This window comes from Saccharothrix lopnurensis (assembly GCF_042658445.1).
In the GTDB taxonomy this organism is placed as follows: Bacteria; Actinomycetota; Actinomycetes; order Mycobacteriales; family Pseudonocardiaceae; genus Actinosynnema; species Actinosynnema lopnurensis.
The window spans coordinates 37,349-54,399 of the sequence record NZ_JBHSQO010000039.1; the positions used below are offsets into that span (position 1 = coordinate 37,349).

14 protein-coding genes are annotated in these 17,051 nt (G+C 74.3%); 7 read left to right on the forward strand and 7 right to left on the reverse strand.

Annotated features, from left to right (window positions below; all coding sequences use genetic code 11):
* The first annotated feature begins 88 nt into the window (after positions 1–88).
* Both ACFP3R_RS28270 and ACFP3R_RS28275 read left to right on the forward strand, forming a co-directional pair.
* Complete coding sequence (locus ACFP3R_RS28270; RefSeq protein WP_380640118.1) at positions 89–1,012, forward strand: phytoene/squalene synthase family protein; 924 nt, start codon at positions 89–91, stop codon at positions 1,010–1,012.
* Positions 1,013–1,023: 11 nt separating this feature from the next.
* Positions 1,024–1,992: a DUF5914 domain-containing protein gene (locus tag ACFP3R_RS28275; protein ID WP_380640120.1), complete on the forward strand. Its 969-nt coding sequence runs from the start codon at positions 1,024–1,026 to the stop codon at positions 1,990–1,992.
* A gap of 37 nt (positions 1,993–2,029) precedes the next feature.
* Here the strand turns inward: ACFP3R_RS28275 and ACFP3R_RS28280 are convergent, their stop codons facing one another.
* Positions 2,030–2,728 carry a class I SAM-dependent methyltransferase gene (locus tag ACFP3R_RS28280; RefSeq protein WP_380640122.1) on the reverse strand — a complete coding sequence of 233 codons (699 nt, stop codon included), beginning with the start codon at positions 2,726–2,728 and terminating at the stop codon, positions 2,030–2,032.
* Positions 2,729–2,848: 120 nt separating this feature from the next.
* Between ACFP3R_RS28280 and ACFP3R_RS28285 the strand changes: the two genes are divergently transcribed.
* Positions 2,849–3,241, forward strand: coding sequence for an OsmC family protein (locus tag ACFP3R_RS28285; protein WP_380640124.1), 393 nt, complete (start codon positions 2,849–2,851; stop codon positions 3,239–3,241).
* Between the two features lie 118 nt (positions 3,242–3,359).
* Here the strand turns inward: ACFP3R_RS28285 and ACFP3R_RS28290 are convergent, their stop codons facing one another.
* Entirely contained in the window at positions 3,360–7,181 is a 3,822-nt protein-coding gene (locus ACFP3R_RS28290) for a glycoside hydrolase family 2 TIM barrel-domain containing protein (protein WP_380640126.1), read from the reverse strand.
* Between the two features lie 135 nt (positions 7,182–7,316).
* On the opposite strand from ACFP3R_RS28290, the gene ACFP3R_RS28295 reads away from it, so the two are divergent.
* Entirely contained in the window at positions 7,317–7,706 is a 390-nt protein-coding gene (locus ACFP3R_RS28295) for an RNA polymerase sigma factor (protein WP_380640128.1), read from the forward strand.
* Here ACFP3R_RS28295 and ACFP3R_RS28300 read toward each other — a convergent pair.
* Positions 7,691–9,043, reverse strand: a complete 1,353-nt coding sequence (locus ACFP3R_RS28300; RefSeq protein ID WP_380640130.1) for a hypothetical protein — start codon at positions 9,041–9,043, stop codon at positions 7,691–7,693. The two genes, ACFP3R_RS28295 and ACFP3R_RS28300, sit on opposite strands and share 16 nt — an antisense overlap.
* 212 nt (positions 9,044–9,255) lie before the next feature.
* A complete protein-coding gene (locus tag ACFP3R_RS28305; protein WP_380640132.1) occupies positions 9,256–11,256 on the reverse strand; it encodes a UvrD-helicase domain-containing protein in 2,001 nt (666 codons plus the stop codon).
* A 445-nt stretch (positions 11,257–11,701) separates the two neighbouring features.
* On the opposite strand from ACFP3R_RS28305, the gene ACFP3R_RS28310 reads away from it, so the two are divergent.
* Positions 11,702–12,604 carry an NADP-dependent oxidoreductase gene (locus ACFP3R_RS28310; protein WP_380640134.1) on the forward strand — a complete coding sequence of 301 codons (903 nt, stop codon included), beginning with the start codon at positions 11,702–11,704 and terminating at the stop codon, positions 12,602–12,604.
* 10 nt (positions 12,605–12,614) lie between these two features.
* Here ACFP3R_RS28310 and ACFP3R_RS28315 read toward each other — a convergent pair whose 3' ends face one another.
* Entirely contained in the window at positions 12,615–12,995 is a 381-nt protein-coding gene (locus ACFP3R_RS28315) for an SPW repeat domain-containing protein (RefSeq protein ID WP_380640136.1), read from the reverse strand.
* A 333-nt stretch (positions 12,996–13,328) separates the two neighbouring features.
* Here ACFP3R_RS28315 and ACFP3R_RS28320 point away from each other — a divergent pair, with 333 nt between their 5' ends.
* A complete protein-coding gene (locus tag ACFP3R_RS28320; RefSeq protein WP_380640138.1) occupies positions 13,329–13,700 on the forward strand; it encodes an STAS domain-containing protein in 372 nt (123 codons plus the stop codon).
* Positions 13,701–13,820: 120 nt separating this feature from the next.
* Here the strand turns inward: ACFP3R_RS28320 and ACFP3R_RS28325 are convergent, their stop codons facing one another.
* Positions 13,821–14,867 (reverse strand): Gfo/Idh/MocA family protein, encoded by a 1,047-nt coding sequence (locus tag ACFP3R_RS28325; protein WP_380640140.1) that lies wholly within the window; start codon positions 14,865–14,867, stop codon positions 13,821–13,823.
* Between the two features lie 481 nt (positions 14,868–15,348).
* Positions 15,349–15,483: a hypothetical protein gene (locus tag ACFP3R_RS28330; RefSeq protein ID WP_380640142.1), complete on the reverse strand. Its 135-nt coding sequence runs from the start codon at positions 15,481–15,483 to the stop codon at positions 15,349–15,351.
* Positions 15,484–16,117: 634 nt separating this feature from the next.
* Here ACFP3R_RS28330 and ACFP3R_RS28335 point away from each other — a divergent pair.
* Positions 16,118–17,032 carry an oxygenase MpaB family protein gene (locus ACFP3R_RS28335; protein ID WP_380640144.1) on the forward strand — a complete coding sequence of 305 codons (915 nt, stop codon included), beginning with the start codon at positions 16,118–16,120 and terminating at the stop codon, positions 17,030–17,032.
* Positions 17,033–17,051 lie beyond the last annotated feature (19 nt).

Here is a 17,051-nt window from a genome sequence, read left to right on the forward strand (position 1 = left end):
TCCGCACGACAGATCAACCCGTCGTGCGGAGCGACACGCCGGGTTCTAGCGTGGTGCAGCGAAACCTGCGGAAGGACTCCCTGCCCCCATGTCGGTCGACCGCGAACTCGACGCCGCCGCCATCACCGACCCGGTGCTGCGGTCGGCCTACCAGCGCTGCCGTGAGCTGAACGCCGAGCACGGCCGCACCTACTACCTGGCCACGCGCCTCCTGCCGCGCGCCCGGCGCCCCGCGATCCACGCCCTCTACGGGTTCGCCCGGTGGGCCGACGACGTGGTGGACGAGGTGCACGACGGCCGGACGCCCGCCGAGCGCGCCGCCCAGTTGTCTACTGTGGACGACAGGTTGGCCGAGGGGCTGGCCGCGGGCCGCAGCGACCACCCGGTGATCGCCGCCGTGGTGGACACCGCGCACCGCTACGGGATCGACCGGTCGCTGTTCGCGGACTTCATGGCGTCGATGCGGATGGACCTGACGGTCACCTCGTACCCGACCTACGCCGACCTCGCCCGCTACGTGCACGGGTCGGCGGCGGTGATCGGGCTCCAGGTGCTGCCGGTGCTGGGCACGGCCGTGCCCCGCGAGGAGGCCGAGCCCGCCGCGGCGGCCCTGGGCGTGGCGTTCCAGCTGACCAACTTCCTGCGCGACGTCGGCGAGGACCTGGACCGGGGCCGGGTGTACCTGCCGACCGAGGAGCTGGCCGCGTTCGACGTCGACCGGGAGCGGCTGCTGTGGGCCCGCCGCACCGGGCGCGCCGACGACCGCGTCAAGCGCGCCCTGGCGTTCCAGGTCGAGCGGGTCCGGTCGGTCTACCGCGAGGCCGCGCCGGGCATCCCGATGCTCGCGCCCGAGTCGCGCCCGTGCGTGGCCACCGCCTATCGCCTGTACGGGCGGATCCTCGACCTCGTCGAGCGCGCCGACTACGACGTGCTGTCCCGGCGGGTCACCGTGTCCAACGGGCGGCGGCTGGTGATCGCGCTGCCCGCCCTCGCCCGCGCCGCACTGCACTAGGAGTAGCGAAGATGCCCACCCCGTTGCGCCGGTTCACCGCCAAGCCGTGGCCCGAGCAGGAACCCACCTGGCGGGACGCCAAGCCCGCGCTGATCGGGGCCGCGCTGAAGCGCGCCTCGGCCCGGCCGTCGGGCAACTGGTTCGTGCTGGCCGCCAGCCGGGAGATCACCGGCGCCGCGCCGTTCGGCCGCACGATCGCCGGGGTCGAGGTGGTGGCGTGGCGCTCGGGGTCCACCGTGGTGGCCGGTCCGGGCTCGTGCCCGCACCTGGGCGCGCCGCTGTGCGACGGGGCGGTGCACCGGGGCGAGCTGGTCTGCCGGTGGCACGGCCTGGCGCTGGGCCCGCGGCGCCCCGGCGCGTGGAGCCCCTACCCCTCGCACGACGACGGCGTGCTGGTGTGGGTGCGGCTGGACGAGGTGGGCGGCGAGGAGCCGCTGGACGCGCCCGTGCTGCCGGAGCGCCCGCCGGTGGCGTCGCTGGACGCGGTGGCCACCGTGATCGGGCGGTGCGAGCCGGAGGACGTGGTGGCCAACCGCCTCGACCCGTGGCACGGGGCCTGGTTCCACCCCTACTCGTTCGCCAACCTGAAGGTGCTGGAGACCCCGACCGAGGAGCGGGACCGGTTCCTGGTCGAGGTGACGTTCAAGCTGGTCGGGCGGGTCGGCGTGCCGGTGGTCGCCGCCTTCACCTGCCCGGAGCCGCGCACGGTCGTGATGCACGTCGTGGAGGGCGAGGGCGTGGGCAGCGTGGTGGAGACCCACGCCACCCCGCTGGCCCCCGGGCCGGACGGGTCCGCCCGGACCGCCGTGGTCGAGGCGACCATCGCCTACTCGGACCGGCCGGGGTTCGCGAAGTCCCTGCCCGTCGCACCCGCCATCCGGCCGCTGATGAGGTGGGCGGCGGCCCGGTTGTGGAAGGACGACCTGGCCTACGCCGAGCGCCGCTACGCGCTGCGCACCACGGGCCGCTTCCCGGGCTGACCGGGTCGGGGCGCGCCCGCCGGTCCGGCGGGCGCGCTCACGCCTCGCCCACGAACGTGTGCACGACGCCCCGCTGCCAGCCCGCCGCGGGCAGCGTCCGGACCAGCACGAAACCGTTGCGGCGCAACCGGTCCCGCAGCGCGCCCGCGCCGTCGAAGTCCAGCACGCTGCGCCACAGGTAGGTGTAGAGCTTCGCCGACCGGGTGACGGCGGCGCCGCTGGGGATGATCACCGACCAGCACACCGCCGTCCACAGCGCGGTGGCCGCCCACGAGTCGCGCACCGAGTACTCGTGCGCCACGAACCGCGCCCCCGGCTTGAGCAGCCCGCGCACGGCGGTCAGCACCGGGTCCGGGTCCGGCAGGTTGCGCACCAGGTAGGCGGCGAACACCCCGTCGAACGGGCCGTGCACGGCCAAATCCTCGGCGCGGGCGTGCACGAACGACACGTTGGCCGGCCAGGACTTGCGCCGGGCCCGCTCCAGCATCCCGCGCGAGGCGTCGACCGCGACGATCTCCGCGCGCGGCGCGACCGCCAGCAGCGCCGCGGTCGAGGCGCCCGTGCCGCAGCCCAGGTCCAGCAGCCGCAGGCCCTCGCCGTCACCGGGGACGCGCAGCGCGGTCGCCGAGCGGCGCAGCTCCCGGTGGTAGTCGGGGTTCGCGCCGACCAGCAGGTCGTAGCCCGCCGCCGCCTCGTCGAACGCGTCCGGCACCGCCGCGGCCGCCAACTTCGCCATCAGCCCGTCACCTTCCGTTCGCGGCCATCGCGGCCGCCGTCGTCACCGTAGGGCCGGCTTCAGCCGTTCGCATGACGGATCGGCCCGTGGTTTTCGGCCGGGACCGGGTACTCGGCGGCGGTGACGACTGCGACGAACCTCTACTCGACCACCGCCGTGTCCAACGCGGGCTCGGTCCGCGTGGACGACTCGGCCGACCTGCCCGTGGCCGCGCCGACCGAGCTGGGCGGCCCCGGCGGCGGCTGGAACTCCGAGCAGCTCTACGCGGCGGCGCTGGCCACCTGCCTGCACCAGAGCATCGTGCTCATGGCGTCCTCCGCCGGCGACGACACCTCAGGCTGCGTGGTCAGCGCCGGGGTGTCGCTGCGGCACGAGGGCGCGGAGAAGTACGACGTGGACGCGCGGCTGAAGGTGGAGCTGCCCAACGTGCCGGAGCAGCGGCGGCAGGAGCTGGTGGACCTGGCGATCTCGCACGCGCCGCTGATCGGCGGTTGGCCGGTCACCGTGGCGTGACCGGCCAACCGCACCTGTCGGCAAGCTTCTGTCGGCCGGCCTTCCCGCCGGACAACGCACCGGCCGGCCGGGCCGGCACTCCCTCATCCGCCCCGTCCTCGTCCGCCCCTCCCGCCGGTCAGCCCCCCGCCGGCAGCCCGGCCCGCGCCTCGGCCGGGGTCAGCGGCCGCAGCGTGAGCGTGTGCTCATAGGTCGTGTCGGGCCGCACCCGGCTGCGCTCCCGCACCGGGTTCGGGGTGTCACCCACCCCGGTGACGGCGTGGCTCGCGTGCAGCGTGTGCCACCCGTCGTTGGGGCGCAGCTGGAACGGGTAGGCCGCCCGGTCCAGGTCGTCGTACCGGGTGACGCCCACCTCCGGCGCGCCGGCGACCAGCAACCCGCCCGTGCGGCCGTCCGTGAGCAGGGCCCAGCGGGTGTCGGTGTGGTTGCCGTGGTCCTGGGGTCGGTGGTACTCGACGTACTGCCCGGCCACGGTGGAGCGGTGCACGCCGACGGGGGTGCCGTCCTCCCGGTCGACGTAGCTCTCGGCCTCCCGCCCGTACCAGGTGAACCGGTCGTAGCGCTCGGGCACGGCCAGCGACACCCCGATGCGCGGCAGGTAGGGCAGGTCCCGGACCGCGCCCCGCGGCGTCACCCGGTGGCCCAGGCGCAGGGTCCCGGTCCGGTCGACCGAGTAGGTCATGACCTGGTCGAACCAGGCCCCGGTCACGTCCGGCGCGGCCACCCGGCTGTCCACCACGACCCGCACCCCGTCGCCGTCGGGCTCGACCCGGACGCCGGTGGTGGTCGTCTCCAGCCGGTCCAGGCCGACGCGTCGCCAGTCCTCACCCTCGGCCCGGCCCCAGGCGAACGTCTCGTTGCTGATCGGCGCCCGCCACGCGTCCAGCCGCGGCCCACCGTGCAGCAGCTCGCGCCCGCGCACCCGGATCGACGACAGCGCGCCGCTCCCCTTGTCCACCTCGTAGGTGACGCCGCGGACGGAGGCGGTGACCGAGTCGGCCCCGTCGGAGACGTGCACCCGCCCCGCCCCGGGCGCCCGGTCCAGGCCGGGGACCCGCGTGCCGCCGAGGGCGAACCGGTCGTGGGCGAGCACGTGCCCGGCGGGCAGCACCGGCTGCTCCGCCCCCACCACGGCCTCCACGGTCAGGAACCGCTCGCGGTCGCCCGGGTTGGCCGGGACGCGCGGCCGGACGGTCCCGGTCTCCCCCGCCGCCACGCGCAGCGGCTGCTCGCCGCGGGCCACCACGCGCGAGCCCTCCTGGACCCGCCACCGCAGCGCCAGGCCGTCGGTGCCGGTGAACGCCCGCTCGTTGTGCACCGACAGCACGCCGTCGGCCCAGCCGAACCGCAGCGGCTGGTGCGCCCAGGCCATCTGGGTCGTCTCGGGCTGCGGGTCACGGTCGGCGGACACCAGGCCGTCGACGCCGGACAGGCTGGAACCGTAGGACAGGTGCGTGCCGCGCTCCTCGACGCGGTCGAAGTCCAGGGCCAGGACCGCGCCGCCGACCGGGGTCGGGGCGGTGAGCTCCTCGGCGCTCAGCGCCCGGTCGTAGATCCGCGCGTCGTCGAACGCGCCCTGCGCCATTCGGCCGACGTTCGACGGGTCGTTCCACGAGGTCTCGAAGTCGCGCCCGATGTTGACCTCGGCCGACGAGGGGTCGATGGCGCCGGTGAACGGGGTCGAGGCGAGTTCGCGGCCGTCGAGGTACAGGCGCAGCGCGGTGCCGTCGTAGGTGCCGCTGACCCGGTGCCAGTTGCCGTAGAAGTCGGCGGGCACCGGGGCCTGCACCGCGCGCCAGGTGCCGCTGTGGATGAAGAACTCAAGGGTGTGCTCGGTCTTCATCTTGAGGGCGTACTGGTGGTCGCCCTTGCCCAGGATGCGGAAGTCACCGGTCCACCGCTCCGGCTTGACCCACACGTCGAGGGTCAGCGCGGTGCCGGTGATGTCGAGCCGCCGGTCCCGGTAGACCTCCACGAAGTCGTCCAGGCCCGACAGGCGCAGCGCCTTGCCGCGCCGGCCGTCGACCAGCTCGGGCGCGCCGGACAGGTGGGCGGGGATGTCGTGGCCGGAGGCGTCGGGCACGACCCGGACCGGCTGCCGGATGTTCTGCTCGGCCCAGTCCCAGATGAAGCCGCCCTGGGCGGCGGGGTTGGCGCGGACGACGTCCCAGAACTCGCGGAAGTTGCCCAGGCTGTTGCCCATGGCGTGCGCGTACTCGCCGAGGATCAGCGGCTTGGTGGTGGTGCGGGCCTGCTCGGCGAACCTCTCCGGTGACGGGTAGCGCGGGCCCCGGACGTCGGCGAACGGCGCGTCGCCGTCCGGGTTGTTCGACTGGTGGTACTTCGGCCGGGTCGGCTCGTTGGCGTCCAGCCACTCGGCCATCGCGTGGTGGTGCGCGCCCAGGCCGGCCTCGTTGCCGGTGTCCCACAGGAACACGCTGGGGTGGTTCTTGTCCCGCTGCACCATGGCGGTGAAGCGGTCGAGGAACGCGTCGCGCCACTCCGGCTGGTCCGCCTGGCACCAGACCCGGCAGTCCTCGTGGTTGTGGGTCTCGATGTCGACCTCGTCGGCGATCCACAGGCCGTGCCGGTCGGCCAGCTCGTAGAAGTACGGGTCGGACGGGTAGTGCGAGGTGCGCACCGCGTTGACGTTGAGCTGCTTCATCAGCGCCACGTCGCGCTCCTGCGCGGGACGCGGGACGTGCCTGCCGTGGTCGGGGTCGGTCTCGGCCCGGTTCACACCTTTGAACAGGACGCGCTTGCCGTTGACCAGCAGTTGCTCGTCGCGGACCTCGATCTCGCGGAACCCGGTGGTCTCGGAGGTGATGTGCGTCGTGCCGTCGGGCGCGGTCAGGGTGAGCACGACGGTGTGCAGGTTCGGCGTCTCGTCGGTCCACTTCGCCGGGTCGCGCACCGGCAGGGTGAGCCGGACCCGCGCGCCCGGCCCGGTCACGTCCACCGGCCGCGAGGTCCGGCCGACCTCCCGGCCGCGGGCGTCGCGCAGGCTCGCGGTGACGCGGTGCGCGCCGGTCGTGCCGCCCGGCTCGTGGCCGATCTCCACGTCGGCGGTCAGGGTGGCGTCGGTGTGGGTCTCGTCCAGGTCGGTCCGCAGGGTCACGTCCCGCACGTGGGTGGCGGGCGTGGCGTAGAGGCCGACCGAGCGGAAGATGCCGGAGTACCGCCACTGGTCGACATCCTCCAGGTAGGAGCCCGCGCTCCAGCGGTGCACCTGCACGGCGACCCGGTTGCGGCCCGGTCGCAGTGCGTCGGTCACGTCGAACTCGGCGGGCGTGTAGCCGCCCTGGTCGTAGCCGACGTACCGGCCGTTGACCCAGACGAAGTAGGCCGAGGTCACGCCCTCGAACCGGAGGAAGGCGCGGCGGTCGCGCCAGCCGGCGGGCACGTCGAAGTCGCGGGCGTAGGCGCCGGTGGGGTTGACGTCGCGCGGCACCCGTGGCGGGTCGTCCGGCTGCACCTCGGTGGCGATGTTGCGGAAGATCGGGTGGTCCAGGCCGTCGGTCTGCCAGGTGTGCGGCACGGTGACCCGCCGCCAGCGCGACGTGTCGTAGCCCTCGGCGTGGAAGCCCGCCGGCACCTCCTCCGGCCGGTCGGCCATGGCGATCCGCCACTCCCCGTCCAGGGCGAGGCTGTACGGGCCGCGCTCGTCGCCGCGGACCGCCGCGGCGGTGTCGGCCTGCGGGCGCAGGAACGCGTGCGGCGCTTCCTGGCCCTCGGCGACCTTGCGCGGGTCCTCCAGGTACGCGTAGAGGTCACCGCCCGGCGGCGAGGCGCTCGGGAGCGAGGTGCCGGGCGGTGCGCCGCCTACCGGTGCTGATGCGCCGCCCGCCGGTGCGCCGCCCGCCGCGCTCGTCGGCGCCACCGTCCCGGCCAAACCCACCACGACCGCCACAACCGCCACGAGAACGCCCAGGCGAGGCATCCACGAACCTCCATGTTCGAACGGAATCCCACATGATTCAGCAGCAAAGCCCGTTTGCCGTCAATCCGGCAAGGAGGTGTCGATTTCGCCGCGACCCGTTCGCCCGCCGTAGTGGCGAGGGGGTGTCGACCTGTCGTGGCCGCGCTGCGCGGCGGTCGCCCGGGTCGCTTCGCCCTCCAGGCCGCGATCGCGGCGCTGCACGCCACCGCGCCGACGTACGCCGAGACGGACTGGCCGCAGGTCCTGGTGCTCTACGACGAGCCGGCCCGGGTGTGGCCGTCACCCGTGGTGGCGCTCAACCGGGCCGTGGCGGTGGCGGAGCTGGAGCGGGACCGGTGGCTGGCCGGCTACTACTACCTGCCCGCGGTCAAGTACGAGCGGGCCATCGCCCTGGCCGACAACGACGCCGAACGCGCGTTCCTGCGCGAACGCGCCCGGTCGTGCGGGGACGGGTCGTGCAGTGACGGGTCATGCGGGGGTGGGGCCTGCGGGCACCGGTCGTGCGGGGATCAGCGGGCCAGGTAGGCGCAGGGCACGTGGAAGAACCACCGGTCAGGTTCGTGCTCGAACCGGCCGACCGACCCGCCCGCGGCGCACTGCTCGCGGGCCCGCGCGACGCTGTCGCCCCACGGGAGGCCCTCCAGCACGCCGCCGCGAGCGTGGACGTGCTGCACCACGCTCCAGAACACGACGAGCGCGAACACGACCTGCCCCGTCTTGAGCGCCAGGCGTGCCCACGTCTCCCGGGGCACCGCGTCGAGGCCGACGGCCACCGCGGCGAACAGGAACAGGCACGGCGCGATGCTGTAGCGCTGCGCGGCGAGCACCACGCCCGGCTGCTGCACCTGGAGCTGCTGGCCCCAGTTGGTGGTCAGCGTCACCACGATCACCAGCACGCTGTAGCCGAGCCCGAGCGCCACCAGCAGCCGACCGGGCCGGCCGCCCCAGCGGAGCCCGGCGAGCACCGGCAGGCAGACCAGCACGAGGGTCACGAGCACCGGCGCGTTGCCCAGCGCCGGGTAGTACCGCTCGACCTGCTCGGAGCCGGTGAACGCGGCCACCGGCACCCGCAGCAGCGCGGCGAGCACCACCTGCACCGGGTCGACGGGGTCGTGGGAGTACGGGTTCCGCTCGGCGAAGACCATGACCACGGCCTGCACCGCCGCGGCGCCCAGGAAGGCGACGGGAAGGGCGAGGTCCCGGCGCAGCGCCAACCGCAGGAGCGCGACCGGGATGAGCAGGACCACCAGCGGGCTGGACAGGGTGGCCAGCACGACGAAGACGACCACGGCCACCGGCACGCGGGGCTCGCGCCGCCACAGCAGCGCCCAGAACACCCCGTAGAGCAGGAACCAGTGCAGGTTGGTGACGTTGTCCAGCGGCTCGGAGTTGCCCACGGGCAGCACCACGACGAGCGCGGCGTGCGCGAACCGGACCGGCAGCGAGCGCAGGTGGCCCGCCGAGGCGGCGAAGACGACCAGCGCGACCAGCGCCCGCGGCACCGCGGCCAGCACCGCGAACCCGGTGGCGGCCCACTCCAGCGGCAGCACCGACACCAGTTCGGCGGCCAGGCGCGGGATCGTGTGCAGGTAGCCGCCGTAGGGCGACACCAGGTTGGTGGCGAACGGCTGCGTGATGCCGTCGAGCAGGAAGCGCGCGCCGTCCTCGGCCCACACCCGCTGGAGCCGCGACCACCCGGCCGGCATGAGCAGCTGGAACCCCACCGCGCCCAGGAACGCCACGACGAACCCGAACGCGAGCCGCCCGCGCGGCAGGTCGCTGCGCGGCGCCTCCGGCAGCAACCGCTCAACCGCCACCCGCCACCGGTCCCAGACCGCCGCGGCCCCCTCCCCCACCACCACCACTTGATTCCCCCCGACCGCCACCACGCAGCCGCGCACCCTACACGCCACCCCGCGCGAGTCGTACGTCCAGGACCACCGTGTCGTACGTTCGCGACCCCCGAGTTCTACGTTCGCGTACCCCCGATCGGGTCGGCCAGGGGTCCTGAACGTTGAACTCGGGGGTCCTGAACGTACGACACGGTGGGTCTGGACGTACGACTCGCGCGGATTCAGGTGGGTTTGTGCAGGATCACCAGGCGTTGGGTGGCCCGGGTCAGGGCCACGTAGCGCTCGGGCGGGGTCATGCGGTCCGGGTCGACCACCACCGCCACGTCGAACTCCAGGCCCTTCGACGCGCGCGGGGTGAGCGGGCCGTCCACGCTGATCACGGCGAACGTGCCGGTTGCCGGGCGGAAGGACTCCGGGTCGCCGCCGGTGACCTCGGTGGGCGGCTCGCCGGTGCGGACCGAGGTCGGCGGGACCGCGTCGGGGTCGACCTCGGCCAGCGCCCGCGCCGCACACGCCATGATCTCCGCGGGCGTCCGGTAGTTGACCGTCAGCCGGTGGTGCCGCCACCGGTCCGGGACGTAGCGGTCGAAGACGTCGTGCCACGTGCGGACGCCGGCTTCCGCCTGCCGCTGCGCCAGGTCGCCGACGACGGTCATGGCGCGGTTGGGGCTCCGGCGCAGCAGCAGCCGCCAGTCCATCGCGGACAGCTCCTGCGCCTCGTCCACGACCACGTGCCCGTAGGTCCACTCGCGATCGGCGGCGGCGCGTTCGGCGAGCACGCGGTGGTCGGCCGGGGTGTGGCGGTCGGCCAGCCACTCGGCGTGCACCAGGTCCACGGCGCGCAGCTCCTCCTCGTGCATCTCGGCGTCGGTGTCGACGACGTGCAGGACGCCCCGCGCGTACTCGACGGCCTCGCGGCGCTCCCGGGCCGCCCGGCGCTCCTCCGCCCCGTCGGTGCCCAGCAGCTCGGCGGCCTCGTCCAGCAGCGGCACGTCGGAGACCGTCCACGCCCCGGAGTCGTCCCGGTGCAGCTCCGGGTAGCCCAAGGCGGAGCAGCGGCCCGCGTACAGGTCGGCCAGCAGACCCTCCGGCGTCAGCACGGGCCACAGCTCGGCGGCCGCCCGCGCCAGGTCGGGGTGACGGGCCAGCTCCCGGCGCACGTCGTCGGCCAGCTCGGGCCAGTCCAGCCCGATGAGCTCCAGCGCGGGCGGCACGAGCACGTCGACCAGCGCGCGGCGGAACACCGGCCCGGCCTCGTTGTGCTTCAGGCCCGAGGCGCGCGCGATCTCGCGGGCCACCTCGACCAGCGGCGCGGTCAGCGGCACCGTGACGTCCTCCAGCTCGACCGGGATCGGCTCGTCCGGCAGCTCCTCACGGTCCGCGATCGCCTCGCGCACCAGGTCCACGGCCGCCAGTCCGCCCTTCAGCGCCTGGAGCTCGGGGGTGTCCTCGCGGTCGGTGCGCACGCCCGGGAACAGCTCACCCGGCGTCGCGAACACCACGTCGGTCTCGCCCAGGGACGGCAGCACCTCGCCGATGTGGCGCAGGAACCCCGGGTTCGGGCCGATCACCAGCACACCCTGCCGGGACAGCCGCTCGCGCTGCGCGTAGAGCAGGTAGGCGACGCGGTGCAGGGCCACCGCGGTCTTGCCGGTGCCCGGACCGCCCTCGATCACCAGGACGCCGCGGTGCGGCAGGCGGATCACCTCGTCCTGCTCGGCCTGGATGGTGGCCACGATGTCGCGCATGGTGCCCGCGCGGGGCGCGTTCAACGCCGCCAGCAGGGTCTCCGAGGTGACGTGCAGGTCGTCGTCGTGGAAGCTCTCCAGCACGCGCCCGCGGACGTGGAAGTGGCGCCGCCGCGTCACCCCCTCGGGATTCGCCGCGGTCGCCGTGTAGAACGGGCGGGAGACGGGTGCGCGCCAATCCAGGAGCAGCGGTTCGCAGTCGTTCCCGGGGTCGAACAAACCGATCCGCCCGATGTAGGCGCGCTCGCCGGTGGCGGTGTCGAGGCGGCCGAAGCACAGGCCGTCCTCGGCCACCTCCAGGCGGCTGAGCTGCTCGGACCTGGTGCGCACGGTGACCTCGCGGTGCCAGCGCTGCTCGTCGGCGTCGCGCAGGGCGGCGTCCAGGGCGGCCTGCGCCTCGGCTCGCTCCCGGTCGAGCCTGGCGTGCACGGATGCGATCTTCTCTTGTTCCTCGGACAATTCCCCGGTGGCCATGGTTGCCCCTCGTGCTATACTGGTTGTATCTGCCCGGCAATTTCTCGGGTAATGCCAACCTTCATTTTTAGCACATTCGTTGTTTTTGCGCGTGGGAACAGCGGGAGTGCCGGGTGGGTGGTGCGTGGGGTGGGTGCGGCGCAGGCAGGCCGGCGGGATGTGGTGGACGCCAGGGTGGCGGGGACGGCGTCGGAGCCGAGGCCGCGGGGCACGTCGGGGCCGAGGTGGCGGGCACGGGCAGGCGGTGCCGGAGGCCCGGGACCAGCGAGCCGTGCCGGAAGCCGCGGGCGCCGGGCACGCGGGCGTTGTCGGAGCCGGGGTGGCCGGTCCTCCACCGGTCCTCCACCCGTCCCCCGACCGGGACGCGCCCGGCACCGGCGATACCGTCGGCAGCCTCGCCGTCCCGGCCGCACCGGCGGCCGCGGCGCCACGGAGGGACGTCACGATGAAGGCGGTAGTGCTGGAGCGGTTCGGTGGGCCGGAGGAGCTGCGGCCGGCCGACGTGGAGGTTCCGGAGCCCGGGGCCGGTCAGGTGCGGGTGCGGGTGCGCGCGGTGGGGGTCAACCCGTTCGACGCCAAGGTGCGGTCCGGGGCCATGGAGTCCGCGTTCACCACGGTGCTGCCCACCGTGCTCGGCTCGGAGGTCGCGGGCGAGGTGGACGCGGTCGGTCCCGACGTCACCGGTGCGGCGGTGGGCGACGAGGTGTTCGGGTTCGCCGACACCGGCGCGTACGCCGAGCAGGCCCTGCTGACCACGTTCGCCCGCAAGCCGGCCGCGCTGGACTGGGAGCGGGCGGTCGCGCTGCCGGTCGCGGGTGAGACGGCCGACCGGGTGCTGCGCCTGCTGGGCGTCACCGCCGGGGAGACCCTGCTCGTCCACGGCGCGGCGGGCGCGGTGGGCACGATCGCCGTGCAGCTGGCCGTCGCGGCGGGCGCCCGGGTCATCGGCACCGCCGGGCCGGGCAACCAGGAGCACGTGGCCGCGCTCGGGGCCACGCCGACCACCTACGGTCCCGGCCTCGTCGACCGGGTGCGCGAGCTGGCGCCCTCGGGTGTGGACGCGGTGTTCGACGTCGCGGGCCGGGGCGCGCTGCCGGACTCGATCGAGCTGCGCGGCGGCACGGACCGGATCGTCACCATCGCCGACCCGGCGGCCGGGGACCTCGGCGTCACGTTCAGCGCGAACTCCCGGCGCGACGCGGGGCGGCTGGCCGAGCTGGCGGACCTCGCCGCGCGGGGCGAGCTGGTCACCGCGGTGGCCGGCACCCTCCCGCTGGCCGAGGCCGCCGAGGCGCACCGGGTGATCGACGCCGGCCACGCGCGCGGGAAGCTCGTGCTGGTCGTGTGAAGCGCCGCCGTCAGCGGCGGACCCGGGCGACCTGCGCCAGGGCGATCCCGAGCAACGCCACCGCGCACCCGGTGACCAGGGCGTTGCCCAGGGCGGCGGTGTCGGTCGGGCGGACGCCGGTCAGCCACGGCACGGCGGCGATCCACCAGCCCGCCAGGACCAGCACGGGTCCCGGCCACCGGCCGTCGAGGGGCGCCATCATGCCGACCAGGGCGACGACCACGACCACCGCGCCCGCCACCACGGCGTCGCGGACCGCGGCGGACGGCTCGGTGAAGCCGTAGCCGAGGGCGACCGGCGACATCAGCTGCCAGAGGCCGAGCAGGAACGCGGCGACGCTCAAGCCCGCGCAGAGGCGCCGGGCGCTGCCGGGTGGCTGGTCGACGCGCACAACCGCGGATACGGCCGGCGGCGGGGCGCGGTTCACCCCCGGTCGCCGGCACCGGGCAGATCCGCCTGCCCGGCGCCGGCGCCGCGGCCCGCGTTCGGCCGCGAGGGGGAACAACCGGGCCTCACACGTTCCCCTCATCCCGTATTCGCACCACCCACCGCCGGCGGTTCGCCCCGGACGGAATTCTTTCTCCGAGCGCAGGTCATACCCGGTGAGGTGCGGTCAAACGTGCTTTTCGGAGCAATGTGGCGCGGCAATGGCCGAGTTCGTTCACACGAAGAGTCACGTTCGGCTCATCGAGTGCCACCTTGGGTGAACAGGCATCATGTGCACGTGAACGAATCCAACTCCTCTTCGGCGGCGATCAGCACCGACGTCCGCGGCACCGTCACCGTGCTGCGACAGGTCGGTGACATCGATCTCGCGAACAGCGACGCCCTGCGGGTGCGTTGCGTCGAACTGCTCGACAGCGGTGCGGACGCGCTCGTGCTCGACTTCTCCGAGGTGACCTTCTTCGCCTCGTCGGGGATCGCGGCGCTCGCGCACGTCCGCGAGTACAGCGCCGGCCGCGGTGGACTGCCGGTGCACGTGGTGGCCGGCCGCAGCGTCCGCCGGTCGCTGGAGCTGACCGCCATGGACCGGCTGCTGCCGCTGCACGACACCGTGGAGGACGCGGTCCGCGCGGCCGAGGCCGCCACGCGCTGACCGGGCACGACCCGGGCGGGGCGGCGACGGGGCGGTGCCGGACCGGCCGCGTCCCGCCCGGCGGCCCGGGAGCGCCGCGGCCGGCGCGGCGTCAGCGGCCGACCGCGGCCCCGCCGGGGTTCACGACCACGGCTCGGCGGTCGTGGTGACCGTCGTGTCCCGGTCCGCCGCCTCCTCGATCGCCAGCGCGACGCGGTGGTCGTGCACGCCGTCCGCCAGCGGGTACGGCTCGGGGCCCGTGCCGGCCACCCAGGCGGCCGTGTCCTGGAGCAGGGTCGCGATGGCGATCTCCTCGTCGTTCCACCTGCGCCCCCGGTGCGGGTTGCGGTAGAGGACCTCCGAGTTGAACGTGATGTGGTCGGTGTCGAAGCCGTCCAGGTCGAGGTCGTAGCCGGTCTGCCGGCGCACGACCGGGTTGCGCGTGATGGTGCGGTCGGCGGCCAGGTGGACGACCTCGTGGTCCCGCAGCTCCCCCCTCGTGCCGCGGACCAGCAGGCGGCGCAGGAGCAGCTGGTTGTGCCACTGGTTCTCGGTGAAGTCGTAGACGCCCAGCGTGCCGTGCTCCTCGAAGGAGATCGTGGCGATCGTCGTGGTGGCCGGCTTCACCTCGACGGGGTCGGCCCAGCCCGCGCGGGTGATCGGGTCGGCCAGCGGCGCGGTGTGGCGGGTGGCGCGGACCCGCACCGGACCGCGCCCGGCGCCCAGCAGGGTCCGGATGAGCGACACGGCGTGGTACTGGTGGGTCGAGGAGACGTCGGCGCGGGTCGGGTCGCCGAGCACGCCGCTCCGGACGAGGGCGATGCGCGCGGCGTGGGCGGGCATCCGGGTGTACTGCTCCGCGACCTGCACCAGACCGCTGCCGCCGACCCTGGCCCACAGGGCGCGCAGGCCGTCGAGGTCGGGGGCGGGCGGGGTCTCGGCCAGCACCGGGACGCCCCGGTCGACGAGTTCGACGACCAGGCCCGGGGTGACCGACCACGGAACGGCGGTGACCACGAAGTCCGGTCCGGCCCGCAGGCAGTCGTCCAGGGACAGGTGGACGGGCACCGGCAGGTCCTTGGGCGCCCGCGACACCACGCCGACGCAGGTCAGGTCGTCCAGGGCGGCGGCGAGGCGCCAGAAGAACTCGGCCCGCCAGCCGGAGCCGACGATCGCGAAGGTGGTCACCCCCCGATCCAACCCGATCCGCTCCGCCGGGGGCGGGTGCGCCACTCCCCGTTCGGGGTTCGCCGGCCCTCCGGGTCCCGCAGCTCGACGGCGAGCGCCTCCAACCGACCCGGCAACGCCGTGGCCGACCGCTCGGTGAGCCGCCGGGCCCGGAACGCGCTCTGCCGGCAGTTCAACTCGCACCACTTCCGCTCCGTGCCACCTCTCGTTCCGCGTTGCGAAAACACGCGCGCGTTCGCCGACAAGAACAAATCCGGGTGAATGCGGAGTAGACATGTCGGGGGGTGTCGGACTTCTCGACACCGCATCCCCTCCGGGGTGTACTGATTTCGGCGGGAAAACCGATTGACAAAGCCGGAGAAGAACCAAGGACTCCGGTCCCCGGCGACCTGAGCTCGAACCAGGTCCTGTTCGACCACGCCGACGGCGCCCACCGGTTCAAAGGCGGCCGGGCCAACAGCAACCCGCAGCTCGGCAGCCCCTACATCCGCGAGCTGCCGCCGGTGCCCGGCGGCGGCGCCTCGGTCGGCATCGGCATGTCGAACTCCGGCGTGTTCGCGGTGCGGGCGCAGCCGAACGCAGCGACCCGAGCCGCCCGCTCGACCGCGGGTGACACCCCGCACCCGTCCGCCGTCCCGGGGCGCGGGGTGCGGCTCCTCCGCACCCCGCGCCCCCTCCCCTTCAATCCCCAAGGGGTTCGACCATGCCCGACAACACCATCAACCCCGTGGTCCTCATCGACGCGCTCGCGGAATGGATCGAAGCGGAGCGGGACGCGATCAGGGACGTGTCGCTGTTCAGCGGCGGCTGGGAGGTGTGGGCCACCACGCGGTTCCCGCTCTGGCTGAAGAGCCAGTTCCAGGATCAGGAGGAACTTGACGCCTCGACCCACGTCGACATCGTCCCCGGCGCCAACGTCCCGATCTACGAGAACCCCGCCGAGAATGCGGACCTGGTGTTCACCGCGCTCAGCCCGATCGGGGCGGCGGTACCGTCCGTCATGGTCGTGGAGTTGAAATGCCGGACACCCCGGCAGCGGTGGGCTGATTTCCGCTACCGGTTGACCGAAAACCCCTCCAAGTCGCACAGCACCAATCCCGACCTCCGGGAGCGCTTCTCGGCATCCACTGGTGGGCCGACACGGAGATGTGAGCTGATCGCGGGCGCCACGACCGTCCACAATGGACCAGAATGGACCGGTTCCTCGACCGTTGTGCGCCACCCCCGCGAATCCGGATACTGGAGCTGTCATGGACGTGCGGTGGTGGGAGGCGGTTGCCGTGGACGTGGACGACCTGCGGCAGTTGCTGGACCCCTCGGAGGTGCGGCGCAGGCTGGGCGCCGCGGTCTTCGACCGGGTGGCCGGTCCCGGGGGCCCCGCGACGCGGGACCGCATCCACCTCAGCCCCGGCCCCCGCTGGTTCGCCGCGGACCGCCCGGTCCGCCGCGTGCACGGCGACGCGGCGATGTTCATCGGCGGTCTGCGCGCGCTGCTGCTCCAGTCGCTGCACCCGGTGGCGATGGCGGCGGTGGCCGGGCACTCCGACTACCGCGCCGACCCCTGGGGGCGGCTCCAGCGGACCAGCACGTTCCTGGCGGTGACCACCTTCGGCACGGCGTCCGACGCGGCCGGCGCGGTCGACCGCGTGCGGGGGATCCACACCCGCATCAGCGGCACCACGCGCGACGGCACGCCCTACCGCGCCGACGACCCGCACCTGCTGGAGTGGGTGCACCTGGCCGAGGTGGACAGCTTCCTGCACTGCCACCAGCGCTACGGCACGACCAGGCTGTCACCGGCCGAGCAGGACGGCTACGTCGCCGACACCGCGCGGGTGGCCGCCGAGCTGGGGGTGCCCGACCCGCCCACGACGGTGGCCGGGCTGGCGGCGCGGCTGGCCGCGTTCCGGCCCGAGCTGCGGGGCACGCCGGAGGCCCGCGAGGCCGCCCGGTTCCTGCTGCTCACCCCGCCGCTGCCGGCCCCGGCCCGGGTCCCCTACGCGGCGATCGCGGCGGCGGCCGTGGCGTCGCTGCCCGCGTGGACCAGGCTGCCGCTGCGCCTGCCGCTGCTGCCGGTGACCGAGCGGACCGCCGTGCGCCTGGCGGGTCACGGCATCACCGGCGCGATCCGGTGGCTGCTGCCGCCGGCCCGGCAGTCCGCCTGACGGCGGCCGAACCCGCGGG